19 protein-coding genes and 4 tRNA genes are annotated in these 17,975 nt (G+C 67.4%); 2 read left to right on the forward strand and 21 right to left on the reverse strand.

The window, feature by feature from the left end:
* From AAF481_19925 to AAF481_20020, 20 genes are all read right to left on the reverse strand, one after another.
* On the reverse strand, positions 1-139 hold a 139-nt coding region (locus AAF481_19925), incomplete at its 3' end, for a GTP-binding protein (protein ID MEM7483437.1).
* A gap of 197 nt (positions 140-336) precedes the next feature.
* Positions 337-411, reverse strand: a tRNA-Thr gene (locus AAF481_19930).
* Positions 412-635: 224 nt separating this feature from the next.
* Positions 636-710 (reverse strand) — tRNA-Gly (locus AAF481_19935).
* A gap of 187 nt (positions 711-897) precedes the next feature.
* A tRNA-Tyr gene (locus tag AAF481_19940) sits at positions 898-983 on the reverse strand.
* A 74-nt stretch (positions 984-1,057) separates the two neighbouring features.
* Positions 1,058-1,132: transfer RNA gene (locus AAF481_19945), tRNA-Thr, on the reverse strand.
* A gap of 62 nt (positions 1,133-1,194) precedes the next feature.
* The gene (locus tag AAF481_19950) at positions 1,195-3,306 is read right to left on the reverse strand and encodes a hypothetical protein (GenBank protein ID MEM7483438.1); all 2,112 of its coding nucleotides are present in this window, start codon (positions 3,304-3,306) and stop codon (positions 1,195-1,197) included.
* A gap of 101 nt (positions 3,307-3,407) precedes the next feature.
* Positions 3,408-4,127, reverse strand: a complete 720-nt coding sequence (locus AAF481_19955; GenBank protein ID MEM7483439.1) for an RNA methyltransferase — start codon at positions 4,125-4,127, stop codon at positions 3,408-3,410.
* 213 nt (positions 4,128-4,340) lie between these two features.
* Positions 4,341-4,895, reverse strand: a complete 555-nt coding sequence (frr, locus tag AAF481_19960; protein MEM7483440.1) for a ribosome recycling factor — start codon at positions 4,893-4,895, stop codon at positions 4,341-4,343.
* 147 nt (positions 4,896-5,042) lie between these two features.
* The gene (gene pyrH, locus AAF481_19965; protein ID MEM7483441.1) at positions 5,043-5,759 is read right to left on the reverse strand and encodes a UMP kinase; all 717 of its coding nucleotides are present in this window, start codon (positions 5,757-5,759) and stop codon (positions 5,043-5,045) included.
* A gap of 208 nt (positions 5,760-5,967) precedes the next feature.
* Entirely contained in the window at positions 5,968-6,621 is a 654-nt protein-coding gene (gene tsf / locus AAF481_19970; GenBank protein ID MEM7483442.1) for a translation elongation factor Ts, read from the reverse strand.
* A 130-nt stretch (positions 6,622-6,751) separates the two neighbouring features.
* The gene (gene rpsB, locus AAF481_19975) at positions 6,752-7,717 is read right to left on the reverse strand and encodes a 30S ribosomal protein S2 (GenBank protein ID MEM7483443.1); all 966 of its coding nucleotides are present in this window, start codon (positions 7,715-7,717) and stop codon (positions 6,752-6,754) included.
* 5 nt (positions 7,718-7,722) lie between these two features.
* Positions 7,723-8,118 (reverse strand): 30S ribosomal protein S9, encoded by a 396-nt coding sequence (gene rpsI / locus AAF481_19980; protein ID MEM7483444.1) that lies wholly within the window; start codon positions 8,116-8,118, stop codon positions 7,723-7,725.
* Positions 8,119-8,153: 35 nt separating this feature from the next.
* Positions 8,154-8,603, reverse strand: a complete 450-nt coding sequence (gene rplM / locus AAF481_19985) for a 50S ribosomal protein L13 (protein MEM7483445.1) — start codon at positions 8,601-8,603, stop codon at positions 8,154-8,156.
* 250 nt (positions 8,604-8,853) lie between these two features.
* Positions 8,854-9,420 (reverse strand): non-canonical purine NTP pyrophosphatase, encoded by a 567-nt coding sequence (locus AAF481_19990; GenBank protein ID MEM7483446.1) that lies wholly within the window; start codon positions 9,418-9,420, stop codon positions 8,854-8,856.
* Positions 9,417-10,031, reverse strand: coding sequence for a dephospho-CoA kinase (gene coaE, locus AAF481_19995; protein MEM7483447.1), 615 nt, complete (start codon positions 10,029-10,031; stop codon positions 9,417-9,419). The genes AAF481_19990 and coaE overlap by 4 nt, the downstream gene beginning before the upstream one ends.
* Positions 10,032-10,223: 192 nt before the next feature.
* Positions 10,224-11,171, reverse strand: coding sequence for a bifunctional methylenetetrahydrofolate dehydrogenase/methenyltetrahydrofolate cyclohydrolase FolD (folD, locus tag AAF481_20000; GenBank protein MEM7483448.1), 948 nt, complete (start codon positions 11,169-11,171; stop codon positions 10,224-10,226).
* A complete protein-coding gene (locus AAF481_20005) occupies positions 11,168-11,893 on the reverse strand; it encodes a ubiquinone/menaquinone biosynthesis methyltransferase (GenBank protein MEM7483449.1) in 726 nt (241 codons plus the stop codon). Before AAF481_20005 ends, folD begins: the two co-directional genes overlap by 4 nt.
* A gap of 33 nt (positions 11,894-11,926) precedes the next feature.
* Positions 11,927-12,865, reverse strand: a complete 939-nt coding sequence (gene argF / locus AAF481_20010) for an ornithine carbamoyltransferase (GenBank protein ID MEM7483450.1) — start codon at positions 12,863-12,865, stop codon at positions 11,927-11,929.
* 51 nt (positions 12,866-12,916) lie between these two features.
* The gene (locus AAF481_20015) at positions 12,917-13,927 is read right to left on the reverse strand and encodes a carbamate kinase (GenBank protein MEM7483451.1); all 1,011 of its coding nucleotides are present in this window, start codon (positions 13,925-13,927) and stop codon (positions 12,917-12,919) included.
* Positions 13,924-15,165 carry an arginine deiminase family protein gene (locus AAF481_20020; protein MEM7483452.1) on the reverse strand — a complete coding sequence of 414 codons (1,242 nt, stop codon included), beginning with the start codon at positions 15,163-15,165 and terminating at the stop codon, positions 13,924-13,926. The genes AAF481_20015 and AAF481_20020 overlap by 4 nt, the downstream gene beginning before the upstream one ends.
* A gap of 141 nt (positions 15,166-15,306) precedes the next feature.
* Between AAF481_20020 and purB the strand changes: the two genes are divergently transcribed.
* Both purB and AAF481_20030 read left to right on the forward strand, forming a co-directional pair.
* On the forward strand, positions 15,307-16,731 hold the full coding sequence (gene purB / locus AAF481_20025; protein MEM7483453.1) for an adenylosuccinate lyase: 1,425 nt from the start codon (positions 15,307-15,309) through the stop codon (positions 16,729-16,731).
* A gap of 12 nt (positions 16,732-16,743) precedes the next feature.
* Entirely contained in the window at positions 16,744-17,355 is a 612-nt protein-coding gene (locus tag AAF481_20030; GenBank protein ID MEM7483454.1) for a septal ring lytic transglycosylase RlpA family protein, read from the forward strand.
* A gap of 23 nt (positions 17,356-17,378) precedes the next feature.
* On the opposite strand, the gene AAF481_20035 is transcribed toward AAF481_20030, so the two are convergent.
* Positions 17,379-17,720: a DUF6516 family protein gene (locus AAF481_20035; GenBank protein ID MEM7483455.1), complete on the reverse strand. Its 342-nt coding sequence runs from the start codon at positions 17,718-17,720 to the stop codon at positions 17,379-17,381.
* Between the last annotated feature and the right edge of the window lie 255 nt (positions 17,721-17,975).

Genomic DNA, 17,975 nt, shown 5'->3' on the forward strand with positions numbered 1-17,975 from the left:
ACGCCACCGTCTCGGCCAAACCCTTCGAGGCCAAAGTGCTCGTGATCGCCGCCGTCAGCGTCGTCTTTCCATGATCTACGTGACCGATCGTACCGATGTTCACGTGAGGCTTTGAACGATCAAACTTTTCCTTACCCATGGCGGCTCAACTGCCTCCTGAAAACGTGGCGCCCCACTCCGGCGGGGCTGAGATTCTGGATCTCGGTTAGATGCTCTAACGTCGCAATGACTTGTTCTTACAGTGACTTGCCCGTGCAGCGCTGAAACTCTTTACGCCGTAGTTCGCATCGCCGTGGATTGCACCACAGCCGTTCACATCACAGCGACCTACGCATATGGAGCCCACGACCGGATTTGAACCGGTGACCCCTTCCTTACCAAGGAAGTGCTCTACCCCTGAGCCACGTGGGCTAAAGAAGGCCGAGCCACCACCTGGACCGAACCCAGGAAGGTGACATCGGCCTAAGCTTCAAATAGTAGCGTTCCGAAACACCACTGTCAACCGACAAGGGGAGCCGGAAGCGCGCTAGGTCTCCTCGCGCCGTTCGCCCTGCCCACGGCGGAGCGCGATTGTGCCAAATCCTCCGAGTTCTGTCCAGAAAGCTTGGCGCCGCCGCAATCGAGCAGCGGAAGGATGGAGCGGGAGACGGGATTCGAACCCGCGACCAACAGCTTGGAAGGCTGTGACTCTACCCCTGAGTTACTCCCGCGGCGCCCCTATTTTCAGGGGGGCTGCGCCCCCCTCACGGCCAAGAAGCGCGGTTCTTGGCCGCTCATCCCCGTCCTCGGCGACTCACGTCGCCGCCGAGCCTTCCAGGCTCGGAATCGCGAGGATCGACAGTCGTGGGGTCCTCTCCTTCAGGTTCTCAAAGGTCGAGAACGAAACCAAAGAGATTTTGGTGGAGGCGGGTGGATTCGAACCACCGTAGGGCGAACCCGACAGATTTACAGTCTGTTGCCTTTGTCCACTCGGCCACACCTCCCCATGGGCTCCCACTCGACATCTAAAGAACCTCAGCCTCCGGAGTCTTCGACCGGATCGGAAGCACCTTCAGGGTGGAGCCGGCACCCGGATTCGAACCGAGGACCAACTGCTTACAAGGCAGTTGCTCTACCCCTGAGCTATGCCGGCCGAATCTAGCCGCCTCGGCAAAAAAGAACGAGGCTCCCCGGCGGGGGTGGAAGTGTAGCGATTCAGCGCTGCCGTGGCAAGGCCTCGCTCCGCAGACGCATCGTGGCGGCCGCGGAGTCCAAGGCGAAGACCGCGTGGAAGTTGCGCTCGTCGCCGCCCAGGGGCTCGAAAACCTCCGGTGCGCCGCGCATCCAGGCGTCTTCCGGAGTCCAGCGCGGCATCAGGGAAACCACCAGCTCGATCTCCGCCGCCCGCAGCCGTTCGAGCCAGGCGTCGAAGTCCGCCCGACGCTCCAGGGCCTCGCCTTGCCGATAGTCGACGACCTCGCCGTTCGCCGTCACCGGGATGTAGAACAAACGGTTCTGCAGCCGGCTGCCGAGGAGCGGATAGCGGTACCAGTTGTGGCCTAGGCCATCCCAACCGGCGGTGACGGCGATCCGCCGGCCGGTCTCGCCGTCCAGGGCTCGCCAGAGCGGCCAGGCCGAGGCGTAGGCCGAATGCAGCCGATGAACGTGAAAGAGAGGATCTTCCAGGTCCGCCGACGCCTCCCACAGGGCATAGCGATGCGGCGCCCGTAGAGCTTCCAGGCCGGCCGTCGCCAGCGCACCGATGAGCACTGCAGTGACGACGACAATGGCCGCGGACCGGGTCCGCCGCCGAACGGCGACGACGGCGAGAAGCGCCGCCACCGCCAGGGTCAGCGCCGCCACTCCGGCGAGCGGCGCGGCTTCCACCGGCGTCCAGGCTCGCGGCCTCGCCAGCCACAATCCGCTCACCACCAACGCCCCCCAGGCGAAGTGAGCCGCGCGCTGGCGCAGCAGCGCACCCGCCATGGCGAGGGTCGCCAAGTACGGTAAGAGGTATCGGCCGGAGGTAACGGCCGCCTGGGTGGTGCGGAAGGAAGCGGTGGCGTCGACGGTGAACCACGCCAGCAACGCCACGCCCGAAATCCAGCAGTAGACCATGGCCCAGCGGCCGCCTGGCGCCACGTGCCTCCAGGCCGCGACCACGCCCCACATCGCCAGCAGTGCCGCCACCGGCAGCAGGAAACCCGGGTTGACGAAGGCATCCTTCACCGACCGGAACAGCAGCACCGACCACAGCTCCCAGAAACCCTCGAGGGGCTTACCGAAGACCGCTCCGCTTTCCGCCGCCGGATGGCCGGGGAGCAGACGGATTCCGGCGACGTCGAGCGGGAAGGGATACACCGGCGACCCCCGCTCGATCCAGGCGCGGAGAAAGGGTGGCGCGCCCACGGCCAGACCGATGCCAGCCGCGGCAATGGTTCCCCAGGTGTGCCGCCCGCCCCACCGCCGCTGGCCCTCAGCCGCCCGCCGACGACGACCTCGCCAGCCTCCGGCGATCAACGCCGAGACCATCAGCAGCGCCAGCGGCACGGCGGTCATCTTCACTCCGGCGACCAGTCCCGCAGCCGCCGCGGACCACACCGCCACGCCCGGCTCCTCGCCGTCGCGCACCAGCCAGCGGAGCACGAAGACCGAACCGAGAGCGGCGAAGGTCAACGCCGCTAGATCGACATAGCCGCTGCCGATGTAGGCCACGGCCGCCGGACAGGCCCCGATCGCCGCCGAGGCGAGAAGGGCACCGCGCCGCGCCCCACCTAGCTGTCGGGCCGCGGTGTAGACGGCGAATTGGGCGGTGAGCCAGAGACCGAATTCGAGCAGCGGCAGCAGCCCATCGCGCTGGGTGCCGAGCAGCGCCCAGGCCGACAGCACGTCACCGAGCGGGGAGAGATACTCGTAGGCGCCCCAGGCATCCGGAGCGGATTCGGCCACCCAGCCGCCGGACTGGACGAACCGGCCGGCCTTGAACAGGTGGTAGGTCAAGGAATCCCAGGCGAGGGGCGGAGACGCCAGGGCGCGCAGGCAACGCACCCCCGCGAGGGCGGCCACCGCCAGCCACAGCCAGCCCTCGGGGCGCCGCGGAAGATCCCTGAAAGCCCGGAGCGCCGCCCGCAGATCGGCCGAGAGATCGGCTCCAAGTCTGCCGTCGCGGTTCGTCCGGCGCAACCACAGCAGGAGGGTGAGGGCGAGAACCAGCGCTCCAGGGACGGAAAACCCCCGCACGACGGAGAGCAGCCAGAAGGCCGCAACGGCGGTCCACAGCGCTCCGAGGAGGGAGGCACAAGCGCGGACGGTCCACGGCGCACCCACCAGCGTCCGCCGGGCGACGGCCCAGGCAGCGGTGAGCAGGAGGCCGGCGAGGGCCAGAAGGGCCGCAGCGCCGGCGGCAACCCGCAGCCCCTCACCGGCGATCAGGAATCCTCCCCGTCGGCGGTGCGCTGGCGAACCGCTTCATAGAGCACCGCCGCCGCCGCCGTCGCCAAATTGAGGGACTCGACGCGACCGCGCATCGGCAAGCCGAGGATTTCGTCGCACAGGCCCTCGGTGCGGCGGCGCAGGCCCTTCTCCTCGCCACCGAAGCAGAGCACCGCCTTGCCGCGCAGATCCACCTTCCAGGGCTCGACCCCACCGGCGGCCAGGCCATACACCCAATAACCTTCCTTCTTGAGCCGCTCGATTTCCTGCGCCGAGTTGGTCACCCGCTCCACCGGCAACCACTCGCTGGCGCCGACGGAGGTTTTGGCGACGGTGGCCGACAGCGGCGCCGAGCCGCGATCGCGGATCAGCACTTGGCCGACGCCCGCCCCCTCGGCCACCCGCAGCAGCGCGCCGAGGTTGCGCGGATCCTGAATGTCCTCCACCAGCACCAGCAGTTCCGGATCCGGCCGGGCGGCCGAATCGGCGGCGGCCCCCGCCGCGGCCGGCGCAAGTTCCGCCGCAAAGCCGTTGTGGACCACCCCATCGAGGCGATCGCCGGCGAGGTTCTTCACCGAGATGCCGTGCCGCCGGCAGAGATCGACGATCTCTCGCCGACGGTGGCCACCCCGCCCCGGCGCCACCCACACCCGCTTCACTTCTGCGGGACGATGGCGCAGGGCCTCACGAACGGGGTGGTAGCCGTAGATGTACATGGAGATGGAAACTCGTTCGTTATTCAGGCCGCCACCATTGGGAGCAGGCACCGAACCCGAAGGGTGAGGCGGCTAGGCGCCAGCCTAGCCGAAAGATGGGGTGAGCCCTGCAGGGGCGAGGGGCGGACCGCGGGCGGGCGCAGCCCCCTGAAAACAAACAGAGGTCTGGTCGTTTCCTGGCAAGTCCGCTACGCGGACTTGCGCAGGAGACGGCTAGACCTCCATGATGGCTTCTTCCTTGGCAGCCAAGGCCGAGTTGATCTCTTTGATGTAGTGGTCGTGGAGCTTCTGGATCTCGTCGTGGCCGCGATGCTCGTCGTCCTGACCGATCTCCTTCTCCTTCTCCATCTTCTTGAGGGCATCGTTACCCTCGCGGCGCGCCTGGCGCACCCCGTTGCGGGCCGATTCAGCGTGGTCGTGGGCCACCTTGACGAACTCCTTGCGCCGCTCCTCCGTCAGGGGCGGGATGGGGATCCGGATCAAATTGCCGTCGTTCGACGGATTGAGGCCCAGGCCGGAGGACTGGATGGCCTTCTCGATGGCGCCGATCTGGGTCTTGTCGTACGCCTGGGCGGTGATCATCGTCGGCTCCGGCACCGCCAGGTTGGCGAGCTGGTTGAGGGGCGTGGGGGTGCCGTAGTACTCGACCGTCACGGAGTCGAGCATGCCGAGGGAGGCGCGCCCGGTGCGCAGGCCCTTCAACTCGTGGTGGAGATGATCCACCGAGGCCTTCATCTTGACTTCGATCTCTCGAAACAGCTCTAGCATGCTCCCCTCCAGTCGGTGCCCCGTACGTTCTGATTCCCGTGCGGACTGTTTCCGGTGCGGTCGGTGCGTGCCGCGCGCAGTGATTCCACCGACGAACGACCCGTCGATCTTCTCCCCGCCGGGCGGGGCCTGTCAATCGGAAGCGAACTACGCGCGGACGACGGAGCCCAAGGCTTCGCCGCGCAGCACCCGAGCGGGATTGCCGGGCTGCTGGAGGCTGAACACGACGATGGGAACGCCGTTGTCGCGGCACAGGCTGATCGCCGCCGCGTCCATCACCCGCAGATTGCGCTCCAGCACCTGCTGGTAGGTCACCTCCGGCAGCAGCTCGGCGGAGGGGTCGCTGTTGGGGTCGGAGGTGTAGATGCCGTCCACGTTCGTCGCCTTCAATAGGGCGTCGGCGTGGATCTCGTTGGCGCGCAGAGCGGCGGCGCTGTCGGTGGTGAAGAACGGGTTGCCGGTGCCGGCGGCGAAGATCACCACCCGCCCCTTCTCCAGATGGCGCAATGCCCTCCGACGGATGAACGGTTCCGCCACGTCGCGCATGTCGAGAGCCGTCTGCACACGGGTGGTCACCCCGCGCTTCTCGAGGGCGTCCTGCAGGGCGAGGGCATTGATCACCGTGCCGAGCATGCCCATGTAGTCGCCGGTCACCCGGTCGATGCCGCGGTGGCTCGCCGCCAGCCCGCGGATGATGTTGCCGCCGCCGATGACGATCGCGACCTCCACCCCCATGGCGTGCACCTCGCGCACGTCTTCGGCGATGCTCGAAACCACCGGCTCGTCGATCCCGAAAGACTGGGAGCCCATCAGGGCCTCACCGGAAAGCTTGAGCAGAATGCGCCGAAAACGTGGCTCGGTCATGGTTCGAATGTCCTCTAGCAGGATGCCGAAAAACTCCTCTAACCCTTCGGCGGCCTGCTCCGAGCCTGAAAGGCGAGGCGGCGGCGCAAGCCGCCGAAGATGGGGGTGAGCCCCGTGGGGGCGAGGGGGGCGCTGAGCCCCCCTGACCAACAAAGCCAGCAGAGCAGCTGAAATTATAGGGTGAAGCCCTTTTTCAGCAATCTGCTAGCTAGGCGCCGCCGACCTGCGCCGCCACCTCGGCGGCGAAGTCGTCGGAACGCTTCTCCAGACCCTCGCCGAGAGCGTAGCGCACGAAGCGGCGAACTTTGATGTTCTCGCCGATCTTGGCGATCTTCTCGGCGATCATGTCGCCGACGCTCTTGTCCGGATCCTTGACGAAGGCCTGCTCCAACAGGCACGTCTCGGAGTAGTACTTGCCGATCTTGCCTTCGACAATGCGGTCCACCACCTGCTCCGGCTTGCCGGCGTCGATCGCCTGCTGGCGGAAGATCTCGCGCTCTTTGTCGAGATCGTCGGCGGTCACCTCATCGCGATCCAGGTATTTGGGATCCGCCGCCGCGATGTGCATCGCGATGTCGCGCACCAGCGCCTGGAAGTCGTCCGTACGGGCGACGAAATCCGTCTCGCAGTTGACCTCCACCAGCACGCCGATCTTGCCGCCGGCGTGAATGTACGAACCCACCGCGCCCTCGGCGGCGATCCGGCCGGACTTCTTGGCCGCCGCGGCGAGGCCCTTCTTGCGCAGGTACTCCGCCGCCGCGTCGAGATCGCCACCGGTTTCGACCAGGGCGTTCTTGCAGTCCATCATGCCGGCAGCGGTGCGCTCCCGAAGCTCCTTGACCATCTGAGCCGTAACAGTCATCTCTACTGATCTCCTGACTTCGACGCTCGTGCGCCGGACAAAAGAAAAGGCCAGACCGAGCTTGAGTTCGACTGGCCTCTTGATCGCGCCACCTCGCGGGAGGTCGGCGCGGGAATTGCGAATCGTTCTGCTAGGCCGAGACCTCGGCGGAAGTGCCTTCGTCGTCGCTCGCCTCAGCCGGGGCTTCTTCGGCCTTGGGAGCCTCTTCGGCATCGGCCTTGGCGGCGGCCTTCGGCGCTTCCTCGGCCGGTGCGGCGTCGGCCTTGGCTTCCGGCTTCTCTTCGGCGGCCTTGGCCTTCGCTTTGGCCGGAGCCTTCGCCTTCTTCTCAGCCGCCTTCTTCGCCGCAGCCTTCTTTTCCGGCGCCTTCTTCTCTGGCGCCGGAGCGTCCTTCGCCGCGATCATCTCCTCCTGATCGAGGCGCTTCGAGCCGGCGATCACGGCGTCGGCCATCTTCGAGGAGAACAGCCGGATCGAGCGAATCGCGTCGTCGTTGCCGGGGATGATGAAGTCCACCAGTTCCGGATCACAGTTGGTGTCGACGATGGCGATCACCGGGATGCCGAGCTTGTTGGCCTCGGCGATGGCGATCGCCTCGCGCTTCGGGTCGACCACAAAGAGAGCGTCCGGCACGCGCTTCATGTCGCGAATACCGTCCAGGTTGCGAGACATGCGGTCGCGCTCGCGCTCCAGCCGCAGGCGTTCCTTCTTGGTCATGCCGGAGGCTTCATCGGCCAGCCGCGCTTCGATCTCGTGCAGCTGGTCGATGGAGCCGCGGATGGTCTTGAAGTTGGTCAAGGTGCCGCCCAACCAGCGGTGGGTGACGAAGAACTCGCCACAGCGGCGGGCTTCCTCGGCCACCACTTCCTGCGCCTGACGCTTGGTGCCGACGAACAGAATGCGCTTGCCGTTGGCCGCCAGCGCCCGCACGAACTCGACCGCGTCGTCGACCAGGCCGAGAGTCTTCTGCAGATCGATGATGTAGATACCACCGCGCTTGCCGAAGATGTAGCGCTTCATCTTGGGATTCCACCGCCGGGTCTGGTGCCCGAAGTGGACTCCCGCTTCCAGCAGCTCTCTCATGCTGACTTGGACCATCGTCATTACCTCTTGCTGAACTGGAAGCGAGCCCGGGCACCCTTCTGACCGTACTTCTTGCGCTCCTTCTTGCGAGGATCGCGGGTCAGCAGGCCGGCGGACTTGAGCCGGTCCCGAAGCTCCGAATTGTATTCGAGCAGCGCACGCGAAATGCCGTGGCGGACGGCGCCCGCCTGGCCGGTGCTCCCGCCGCCGATCACCGTCACGTAGATGTCGAATTTCTCGACCGTCTCGGTGAGCTGCAGCGGCTGCTTGATGACCATCTTGTGAATCTCATTCGGGAAGTAGGTCTCGATGTCGCGACCGTTGACGGTCACGTTGCCCGAGCCCGGGCGCAGGAACACCCGCGCCGCAGCCGTCTTGCGACGGCCGGTTCCGTAGTACTGAGTCGTGGCGCTCAAAGCTCTCTCTCTTTCTACCGTTCAGATCGATCCGGTCAGATCGCCTGGGCCAGGTCGAAGGCTACCGGCTGCTGCGCCTCGTGCGGGTGATCCGCGCCGGCGTAGACCTTGAGCTTCTTTCCCTGCTTGCGCCCGAGGGGATTCTTCGGCAGCATGCCCCGAACGGCATACTCGACCAGCTTCTCCGGCCGCCGCTGGCGCAGCTTGCCGGCCGTCTCTTCCTTGAGACCGCCCGGCCGCCCGCTGTGGCGGTAATAGACTTTCTGCTCTTCCTTGCGCCCGGTGAGGATGGTCTCCTCGGCATTGACCACCACGACGAAGTCGCCGGCGTCCAGATGCGGGGCCCAGGTCGGCTTGTGCTTGCCCATCAGCAGGTGGGCGACGACCGAAGACAGGCGTCCCAGCGGGACCCCGGCGGCGTCCACCACGTGCCAGCGCCGGTCTTTTTCGAGTTCGCCGGCCTTGGGGCTAAAGGTCTTGCTCATCGTCCTCTCCATCACCAAAAATCACCGCCTCGGCAGACGAAGGCCTGCCCTCGCGGCGCAAAGGGTCCTCGATGGTAGGCGGTCGTGCCGCACCTGTCAAGGGCGGTACCCACCTCTCCAATCCGCAGCCTGAGGTCAAATGCCCTGAGGAAAACTGCGCGAAATCGCCGGCGGCGGAGCCGCCGCCGACGCGAGAGCCGAGACCCTACCACGAGCGCCGACCGGGGGGAAAGCCCCGCCGGCCCGTCCTTCAATCACCGACCGGCGCCGAGAATTTCGCCATCAGGCTTCGCCAGGCCTTCCCCCGGTGGCCGTGGCGATCCTTCCAGCAGCCGCCCAGTTCGGCGACGGTCTGCGCCTCGCCGGTTGGCTGGAAAAAGGGGTCCCAGCCGAAGCCGTCGGAACCGCGGCCGGGAAGCACCAGTTCCCCATGATCGCGGCCGACGGCGACGATCCGCTGCTCACCGTTGCGATACAGCAGAGCACAGCGCGCCTCGGCCCGGGGGTCGCCGAGGGCAAGAGCGGCGCGGGCGATGCCGTCGGAACCGGCGGCCTGCTGCATCCACTTGACCAGCGGCCCCGGAAAGCCGCCGAGGGCCTCCAGGAACAGGCCCGTCTCCTCCACCACCAGCGGCCGCCGGAGCCGCTGCCAGGCTTCCTGGCCCTTGGCTTCGAGGACCTCCAGCAGGTCCAGGCTCTGCACTTCCGGCAGGTCGATGGACTCCGCCTCGACCGAGCGGCCCAGGATGCGCTCCGCCTCGGCCACCTTGGCCCGGTTGCCGGTGACGAGGGTGAAGTCAGCGGTTCTTGGCTTCACCCGGCGGCCCCGCGCAGCTCGGCCACCAGTTCCCTCACCCGCTGCTTCAAGTCCTCGAGGGTGCCGCAGTTGTCGATCACCCGGTCGGCGGCGGCGCGGCGTTCCTCGCCGGTGCCCTGGGCGCGCAGTCGGGCCCGCGCCGCGGCCTCCGGCAGGCCGCGGGCGATGGCGCGCCGAAGGCGGACTTCCGGATCCGCCTCGACGGTGATCACCGTGTCGAAGTCCTCGGCGAAGCCCGCCTCCACCAGCAGCGTCGCCTCCAGCACCACCGGGCCGGTCGCCTGCTCGGCGATCCGCCGGAAGCCGTCGCGCACCAGCGGATGGATGCGCGCCTCCAAGGCATGGCGGGCCGCTTCGTCGGCAAACACCCGGGCGGCCACCACCGGATGGTTCACCGCCCCCTCGGCAGTCAGCGCCTCGGCGCCGAAGAGCTCGCGCACCGCATCGGCACCGGCACCTTCCGGGCGGTAAAGGTCGGCCACCAGACGATCCGCATCCACCACCTCGAAGCCGGCCTCCCGCAGCAGGCCGGCAACGGTGGACTTGCCGCTCGCCAGGCCACCGGTGAGACCGATGGTCTGGATGCTGGGTTCTGCGTTCCGAAAGGCCATGACTTCAGGACGTTAATCCACTTGAGAATTCACATGCAAGAACAGATCTCTTTGATCTGCGAGCGATCTGCTAGTTCAAGCAGATCGCTTCCGAGGTCGAAGACTGAGGCGGCGGCAGGCCGCCGTGAATGGGGGTGTGCCGCCAAGAATGACACTTCTTGGCGGCGAGGGGGGCGCCAGCCCCCCTGAGAATCAACGTCCCTGGCGGGCGCGAGACGCTTTCAAAGCGTTCGACAGCAGCATCGCCACGGTCAGCGGCCCGACGCCGCCGGGCACCGGGGTGATGCCCGCGACCTTGGGCTTGACGGCGGTGTAGTCCACATCGCCCACCAGCACGCCGCCGCGCCGCTCCAGGGTCTCCAGCCGCTGGGCGTTGCCCGGAAACAGCCGCTCGACCTCGGACCGATCCTCGACGCGGTTGGTGCCGACGTCCACCACCACCGCGCCCTCGCGCACGTGGTCCGGGCCGAGCATCGCCGGCCGGCCGACGGCGGCGATCAGCACGTCCGCCTGGCGGCAGACGGCGGCCAAATCTTTCGTCCGCGAATGGCACACCGTGACGGTGCAGTTGGCCCGCAGCAGCAGGGCCGCCATCGGCTTGCCGACGATCGTGCTGCGCCCCACCACCACCGCATGGCGTCCGGACAGCGGCACGTCATAGCGCTCGAGCATCTCCATCACCCCGGACGGAGTGGCCGGCGCCAGGCCGTCGGCGTCGTCGATCCACAGGCGGCCGACGTTCTGGGTGTGGAATCCGTCGACGTCCTTGGCCGGATCGACCCGGTTCAGGATCTCGCGCTCGTCGATGCCGTTCGGCAATGGAAGCTGAACGAGAAAACCATCCACCGCATCGTCGGCGTTCAGGTCCTCGACCTTGGCGCGGATCTCCGCCGCCGTGGCATCCGCCGGCAGAAACTCCGACCGGCCGATCATGCCCGCCTCTTCGCAGGCCCGGGTCTTCATGCCCACGTACACCTTGGAGGCCGGGTCGTCCCCCACCAGCAGCACTCCCAGGCCCGGCCGCCGGCCGCCGGCGGCCACCAGTTCCTCGACACCGGCCGCCACATCGGCGCGGATCTCCGCCGCCACCGCCCGGCCATCGAGCACCTCGTCTTTGATCCTCAGTCCGTCTCCGGTCATCGTTCTCCCTTCGTCCCCCGATAGAGGCAGACCGTTCCCCCGGCCTGGTCTTTCCAAGTCAAATTTTCGAAACCCGCCGCCGCCATGCGGTCCAGGAACTCCTGCCGCTGCGGAAAGCCGAGCACCGAGTCCGGAAAATAGCGGTAGGCCGAGGCGCGCGGCGAAACGAGCCGTCCCAGCCACGGCAGGACGCGCAAGAAATACAGCAGATACAGCCGCCGCAGCAGCCGGTTGTCCGGCAACGCCGCCTCCAGCACCACCAACCGCCCACCGGGCTCCAGCGTTCTCGCGAGCTGCGACAGGGCGGCATCCAGATCCACCACATTGCGCAAGCCGAAGGACACCGTCGCCCCGGCGAAGCGACCGTCGCCGAAGGGCAAGGCCAGGGCGTCCGCCGCCAGCGGCCAGGGTCCCGGCCCGGCGAGAGCGGCGAACTTGGGGCGCGACAGAGCGAGCATCGGAAGACAGAAGTCCGCCGCCGCCACCCGCGCGCCGCGCCGCCCGGTGGTCACCGCCTGATCGCCGGTACCGCTGCAAAGATCGAGAATCCGCTCGCCCGCGCGCGGCGCCAGGCTCCGCGTCGCCCGCCGCCGCCAGACGAAGTCGAGGGCACCGCTCATCAGGTGATTGAGCAGGTCGTAGCGCGGCGCGACGCCGGCGAACATGTCTTGGACCGCCCGCGGACTCTTGTCGACGGTCGGTGTGGCGGCGGAATCGGTCATCGTGGGGATCGGGTCGAAAGCGCCCGAGCCGGGTCAATCGATGGCGTAGTCCGGCCCGCCCATCAGCGCGAGCATCACCGACTTCTGCACGTGCAGGCGGTTCTCGGCCTGGTCGAAGATGCGGCTCTGCGGGCCGTCCGCCACCTCCGCCGACACCTCTTCGCCGCGGTGCGCCGGCAGGCAGTGGAGGAACACCGCCTTCGGGTCGGCCTGGGCCATCAGTGCGGCATCCACCTCGAAGCCTTCGAAGGCGCGCAGGCGCTCGGTCTGCTCCTCCTCCTGCCCCATGGAAGCCCACACGTCGGTGTAGACGCAGTGCGCCCCGGCCACCGCTTCGGCGGGATCCTCGGTGATCTGGATTCGCGTGCCGGCCTCCGCCGCATCCGCCTCGGCCTTCTCCACATAGTCGGGATCCGGTGCGTAGCTGGGCGGCGTCGCCACGGCGATGTCCATCCCTACCTTGGGGGCGCCGAGCAGCAGCGAGTGGGCCATGTTGTTGCCGTCGCCGATGTAGGCGATCTTCTTGCCGGCCAGATCGCCGAACACCTCCCGCAGGGTGAAGTAGTCGGTCAGCCCTTGACAGGGGTGCAGGTCGTCCGTCAGGCCGTTGATCACCGGCACCGAGCCGTGATCCGCCAGGCCGGTGACGTCGGCGTGGGCGAAGGTGCGAGCCATGATGCCGTCCAGATAGCGCGACAGCACCTCGGCGGTGTCCGAAATCGGCTCGCCGCGGCCGAGTTGGATGTCGCGGCTCGAAAGAAACAGGGCGTGGCCGCCGAGCTGGAACGTCCCCACCTCGAAACTGACCCGGGTGCGGGTGGAGGACTTCTGGAAAATCATGCCGAGGGTCCGACCGGCGAGGGCCGAGCGGAAGTCCGCCGGGTCCGCCTTCACCGCCGCTGCCTGGTCGAAGATGCGCTGGACCTGCTCGGAGCTGAGGTCGTGGATCGAAATGAGATGACGAAAAGCCAAGGCGCTGGTCCTCCTGGGAACGGGTTGAGCTAAAGGTCTTTGGGTTGTCGTTCAGGGCACCAAACGGGTGCCGCCCTTGCCCGCCATCGCCGCCGGCAGGGTTTCGATGTCGGTGATCAGCACCTCGTTGCCGGTGCTCTCGACGAACTCCAGAGCCGATTCGATCTTCGGCCCCATGCTGCCCACCGGGAACTCCCCCTCGCGCAGCAGTTGCAGGGCCTCGGCGGCGGTGAGGCGCGGCAGGGCCTGCTCCTCCAGGCCGCCGAAGTTCTTGCGCACCTCGGGAATGCCGGTGAGGTTGATCAACAGATCGGCCTTCAGGTGCCGCGCCAAGAGCGCCGCGGTACGGTCCTTGTCGATCACCGCCTCCACGCCGACCAGCTCGCCGGAGGGATCGCGGACCACCGGGATGCCACCGCCGCCGCCGGCGACCACCACATCGCCGCGATCGAGCAGGGTGCAGAGCGTCGGCACCCCCAGCACCTCCACCGGCCGCGGGCTCGGCACCACCTTGCGCCAGCCGCGGCCGGCGTCCTCTACCATGTTCCAGCCGTGGTCGCGCTGTAGGGTCTGGGCTCGGTAGCGGGAGAAAAACGGGCCGATGGGCTTGGTGGGCGCGGCGAAAGCCCTGTCTTCGCGATCCACCACCACCATCGTCAACAGGGTGGAAACCTCCACCGCCTCGGCGCCGCCGGGAGCGGCCGCGTCCGCCGCCAGGCGATTGCGCAAGGCCTTCTCCAGCAGATACCCCATGCTGCCCTCGGTCTGGGCCACGGCGACGTCGAGACTGCCCGGCGGGATCTTGTTGGCGGCCTCCTCCATCTGGATCAGCACCTGGCCGACCTGCGGGCCGTTGCCGTGCACCACCACCACTTGATAGCGCCGGTGCACCAGTTCCACCAGCCAGCCGGCAGCCGCGTCGGCGCGCCGCTGCTGCTCCGCCATCACCCCGAGATCGCTGGAGCGCAGCAGGGCATTGCCGCCGAAGGCCACCAGCGCCAGCGGCTTGCGCGCCCCTTCGCCGGGCGAATCCGGTTCCTTCTCGCTCACCCCGGCGCTCACGACAGCTCCTCTCGTTCGAGGGCGGCGGTCATACAGCGCGGGCCGCCGCGCGCCCGGGACAGCTCATCGCCTTCCAGGGTGATCACCGTCGGCCCCTGCCCCATCGGCTCTTCTCCGGACACCACCTGCTCCTCGGTGAGCACCCGCCAGCCGCGGCGGTCCAGTTCGTCAACGGTGTGCTGGTTGCGGTGGTAGAGCAGGATCACCCCCGGTTCCAGGGCGAAGGCGTTGGCGCCATCGGTCCACTGCTCGCGCTCCTGGTTGAGGCGCTCGGCGCCGCCGCAGGGCACCACCTCAATATCGAGGCCGACCGCCGACAACGCCTGAGTCAACGACGGTTGCACAGTGAAGGAAAGGTTCGGTGCGTCGAGATCCACCCGATAGACGTGTCCGGTCTCCGGCGAACCGGCGCCGATCACCGGCGGATAGCCGAGGCAGAGATCGCGGTCGACAAAGGTGAACACCGTGTCGAGATGCATGTACGAGCGGCGCTGGGGCAGGTCCACCACCAGCAGGTGGCGGAAGGAGGTCTCCTGCCCTTGCAGCGCCTTCGCCAGCGCCTGGACTCCCCAGCGGTTGGTGCGCTCGGAAACGCCGATCAGGATCACCTCCGGGCTCGGCACCAACACATCGCCGCCCTCGACCGTCGGCAAGGTACCGGCGGAGGAGTCGAGGGTGAGCCGCCCGTCGTGGGCCGCCGAAAGCTCCGGATGAAAGGTAAAGATCGTCTGCCCCAGAAGCGCCTCCCGCGCCCGCGCGCCGGTCGCCATCGACGAGGTCAGCACCTGGCGGCCGAGGAGCACCTGCGGATCCCGCTGGAAGAAATAGTTCGGCACCGGGTTGACCAGGAAGAAGTTCCGCCCATCCGCCGTCGCCGGATTGGGCAACCCCTCGACCAGGGTGCGCGCCAGCTCCGCCGGCGCCTGGCCCGCGAGGCGCTCTCGCAGTTCGGGGCGCAGGCCCTCGCGCCGGGTCAATTCGCCCAACACCCAGTCCACCGCCCCGTCGGCGGCCAGCGCCTCCCCCAACAAATCGCCGGCGATCACCACCCGGGCACCGGAGCGTTCCAGCACCGTCTCGAACAGGCTGTGCTCGCGCCGCGCCGAGGCGCCGTAGAGGATGTCGTCGAAGAGCAGCCGCTCCATCATCGAGGGCGACATGCGGTCGATCTCCAGACCCGGCCGATGGACCAGGACGGTGCGGAGCCGGCCGAGTTCAGATTCGATTCGGATCTTCATGAGAATGCCCGGAAAAACGTGGTGGTCAAGGGCCGAGAGCCGCCAGAAAAACTACCTGCGCGGGCGCTCGGAGAGCACCCAAACTATACACCACCAAGGGCTTCGGACTGGAGGCGGCGGACGCTGTTAGACTGCGCCGCGATGGCAGCCGAAACGCCTCAGAATCCACTGCACGAACGCTACGCCTCGCGCGAAATGGCGGCGATCTTCTCCGCCACGAACCGCTTCACCACTTGGCGCCGGCTGTGGATCGCCCTCGCCAGTTCCCAGCGCGAGCTGGGCCTGCCGATCAGCGCCGAGCAGATCGCCGCCCTCGAAGGTCGCGTCGACGATGTGGATCTGGCGCGAGTGGCCGAGATCGAGCGCCAGACCCGTCACGACGTGGTGGCCCACATCCGGCACTACGCCGAGCAGACCGGCGAGGCCGGCGGCATCCTCCACCTCGGCGCCACCAGCGCCTTCGTCACCGACAACGCCGACCTGCTCCTCGCCCGCCAGGCCCTCGAACTGCTCACCCGACGGCTAGCGACAACGGTCCGGAACCTGGCGAACTTCGCCCGCCGGACCGCCGCCATCCCAGCCCTCGCCTACACCCACTTTCAGCCGGCCCAGCTCACCACCGTCGGCAAACGGGCCTGCCTGTGGCTACAGGACTTCGCCCTCGATCTCGAAGCGGTAGAGCGGCAAGCGAAGGGCCTGCGCTGCCGCGGCGCCAAGGGCACCACCGGCACCCAGGCCAGCTACCTGACCTTGTTCGACGGCAACCACGACAAGGTGCGCGAGCTGGACCGCAAAGTGGCCGGCAAACTCGGCTTCGCGGCGCCCTTCCCGATCACCGGCCAGACCTACCCGCGCAAGGTCGACAGCCAGATCCTCGCCACTCTGGCGGGGGTTGCTGAGAGCTGCCACAAGATGGGCACCGACCTGCGTCTGCTGCAAGGGGTGGGCGAACTCTCGGAACCCTTCGACCGCGACCAGGTGGGCTCCTCGGCGATGGCCTACAAGCGCAATCCGGTGCGCGCCGAGCGCATGTGCGCCCTCTCCCGGCGGCTGATGACCGACAGCCTGAACGGCCCCCTGAACACCGCCACCCAGTGGCTCGAACGAAGCCTCGACGACTCCGCCAACCGGCGCCTGGTGATTCCTGAAGCCTTCCTCACGGCGGACGCGATCCTCGGCCTCGCCGCCCACATCGCCGAGGGACTCACCGTGCGGGAAAGCGCCGTCGCCGCTCGGGTGGCGCGGGAGCTGCCCTTCATGGCGACGGAGACCTTCCTGATGGAGGCGGTGCTGCGCGGCGGCGACCGCCAAGAACTCCACGAACAGATCCGCCGCTACTCCCTGGAAGCCCAGCGGCAACTCGCCGAGGGCGGCGACAGCACCCTGATCGACCAGATTGTCGCCGACCCGGCCTTCCGCCTGACCCGCGAAGAAGTGGAAAGCTGGCTCGATCCTCAAGCCTTCACCGGCCGCTCCGCCCACCAGGTCAAAGAGCTGCTGGCCGAGGTCATCGAACCGCTCCTCGAACGCTTCGACACGGCGGAAGTCGAAGAGCCGCGGATCTGAGGGGACCGGCCCTTGAAAACCCGCGCCCTCGGCATCCCGCTCCTTCTGGCGCTCACCCTCCTCTCCGCCTGCCTCGGCCCCGGCCGCCGCCAAGCGCCGGGGCGGGTGCTCGACCGCGGCATCGCCTCCTGGTACGGCCCGGGCTTCGCCGGCAACCTCACCGCCAACGGTGAACGTTTCGATCCGGAGGCGATGACGGCGGCCCACAAAACCCTGCCCTTCGACACCGTGGTGGAAGTGGTCAACCTCGACAACGGCAAGCGGGTGCAGGTGCGAATCAACGACCGCGGCCCCTTCATCCGCGGCCGGGTGATCGACCTTTCCAAAGCCGCCGCCCGCAAGATCGACATGATCGGCCCCGGCACAGCGCGGGTCGAGGTCTACCTGCACGAACGACCCGAAAGCCACCACTTCACCGTCCAGGTCGGAGCCTTCAAAAGCCAGGACCGAGCGCGCGCCCTCCTGCGCGAGGTCAAAGCCTTCTTCCCTCTCGCCAAGATCCGCCGTGACGGCTCCTGGCACCGGGTCCAGATCGGAGTCTTCGACGACCGCTGCGACGCCGAAACCCTCCACCAGCGGCTGGTGCGGCACGGGTATCGGCCGTTGATTGTGCAGATGCCTTGAGATTGGGTCGGACCCGGACGAGTTCAGACGTTCCTCGCTTCCTGGATCAGCGCCAACGCTTCCTCCACCAGAGCCGGCAGGTTGGGCCGACCAAAGCCCATATTCGGAGCAGGCACCCGATTGTGCTTGATGTTTGGCGGAACGTGCTTGTGGTGAGGGTGGGTCACTTGCAGTGATTCGTCATTCGGATGCGGTTGGGAGTCATACCCAGCCAAGCTGAGTGCCACCCGAATGTCGAAGATGCACTCCAGCCAAGCTGAGTGCCACCCGAATGTCGAAGATGCACTCCAGCCTAAGCTGGGTGCTGGCCCAGCCAAGCTGAGTGCCCAGCCAAGCTGAGTGCCACCCGAATGTCGAAGATGCACTCCAGCCTAAGCTGGGTGCAGCCAAGCTGGGTGCCACCCGAATGTCGAAGATGCACTCCAGCCAAGCTGAGTGCCACCCGAATGTCGAAGATGCACTCCAGCCTAAGCTGGGTGCTGGCCTAAGCTGCCCAAGCTGGGTGCCAGATGAGATGAGTCGGTCGGTCTCCCGTGGCAAAGTGCCATGGGCATATAGACCAAATCGGCATCATTTGCCGAGAAAGGAGACCGACCGTGTTCTATTTTGGCATCGACGTG

It is taken from the genome of Acidobacteriota bacterium, from assembly GCA_039030395.1.
Lineage (GTDB): Bacteria > Acidobacteriota > Thermoanaerobaculia > Multivoradales > JBCCEF01 > JBCCEF01.

Excerpts from the sequence above, each read along its gene's own strand:
- AAF481_19955 (MEM7483439.1), bottom strand. The coding sequence starts at position 4,127 with ATGTACATCTACGGCTACCACCCCGTTCGTGAGGCCCTGCGCCATCGT.
- frr (MEM7483440.1), bottom strand. The coding sequence starts at position 4,895 with ATGCTAGAGCTGTTTCGAGAGATCGAAGTCAAGATGAAGGCCTCGGTG.
- pyrH (MEM7483441.1), bottom strand. The coding sequence starts at position 5,759 with ATGACCGAGCCACGTTTTCGGCGCATTCTGCTCAAGCTTTCCGGTGAG.
- tsf (MEM7483442.1), bottom strand. The coding sequence starts at position 6,621 with ATGACTGTTACGGCTCAGATGGTCAAGGAGCTTCGGGAGCGCACCGCT.
- rpsB (MEM7483443.1), bottom strand. The coding sequence starts at position 7,717 with ATGGTCCAAGTCAGCATGAGAGAGCTGCTGGAAGCGGGAGTCCACTTC.
- rplM (MEM7483445.1), bottom strand. The coding sequence starts at position 8,603 with ATGAGCAAGACCTTTAGCCCCAAGGCCGGCGAACTCGAAAAAGACCGG.
- coaE (MEM7483447.1), bottom strand. The coding sequence starts at position 10,031 with ATGGCCTTTCGGAACGCAGAACCCAGCATCCAGACCATCGGTCTCACC.
- folD (MEM7483448.1), bottom strand. The coding sequence starts at position 11,171 with ATGACCGGAGACGGACTGAGGATCAAAGACGAGGTGCTCGATGGCCGG.
- AAF481_20005 (MEM7483449.1), bottom strand. The coding sequence starts at position 11,893 with ATGACCGATTCCGCCGCCACACCGACCGTCGACAAGAGTCCGCGGGCG.
- AAF481_20020 (MEM7483452.1), bottom strand. The coding sequence starts at position 15,165 with ATGAAGATCCGAATCGAATCTGAACTCGGCCGGCTCCGCACCGTCCTG.
- purB (MEM7483453.1), top strand. The coding sequence starts at position 15,307 with ATGGCAGCCGAAACGCCTCAGAATCCACTGCACGAACGCTACGCCTCG.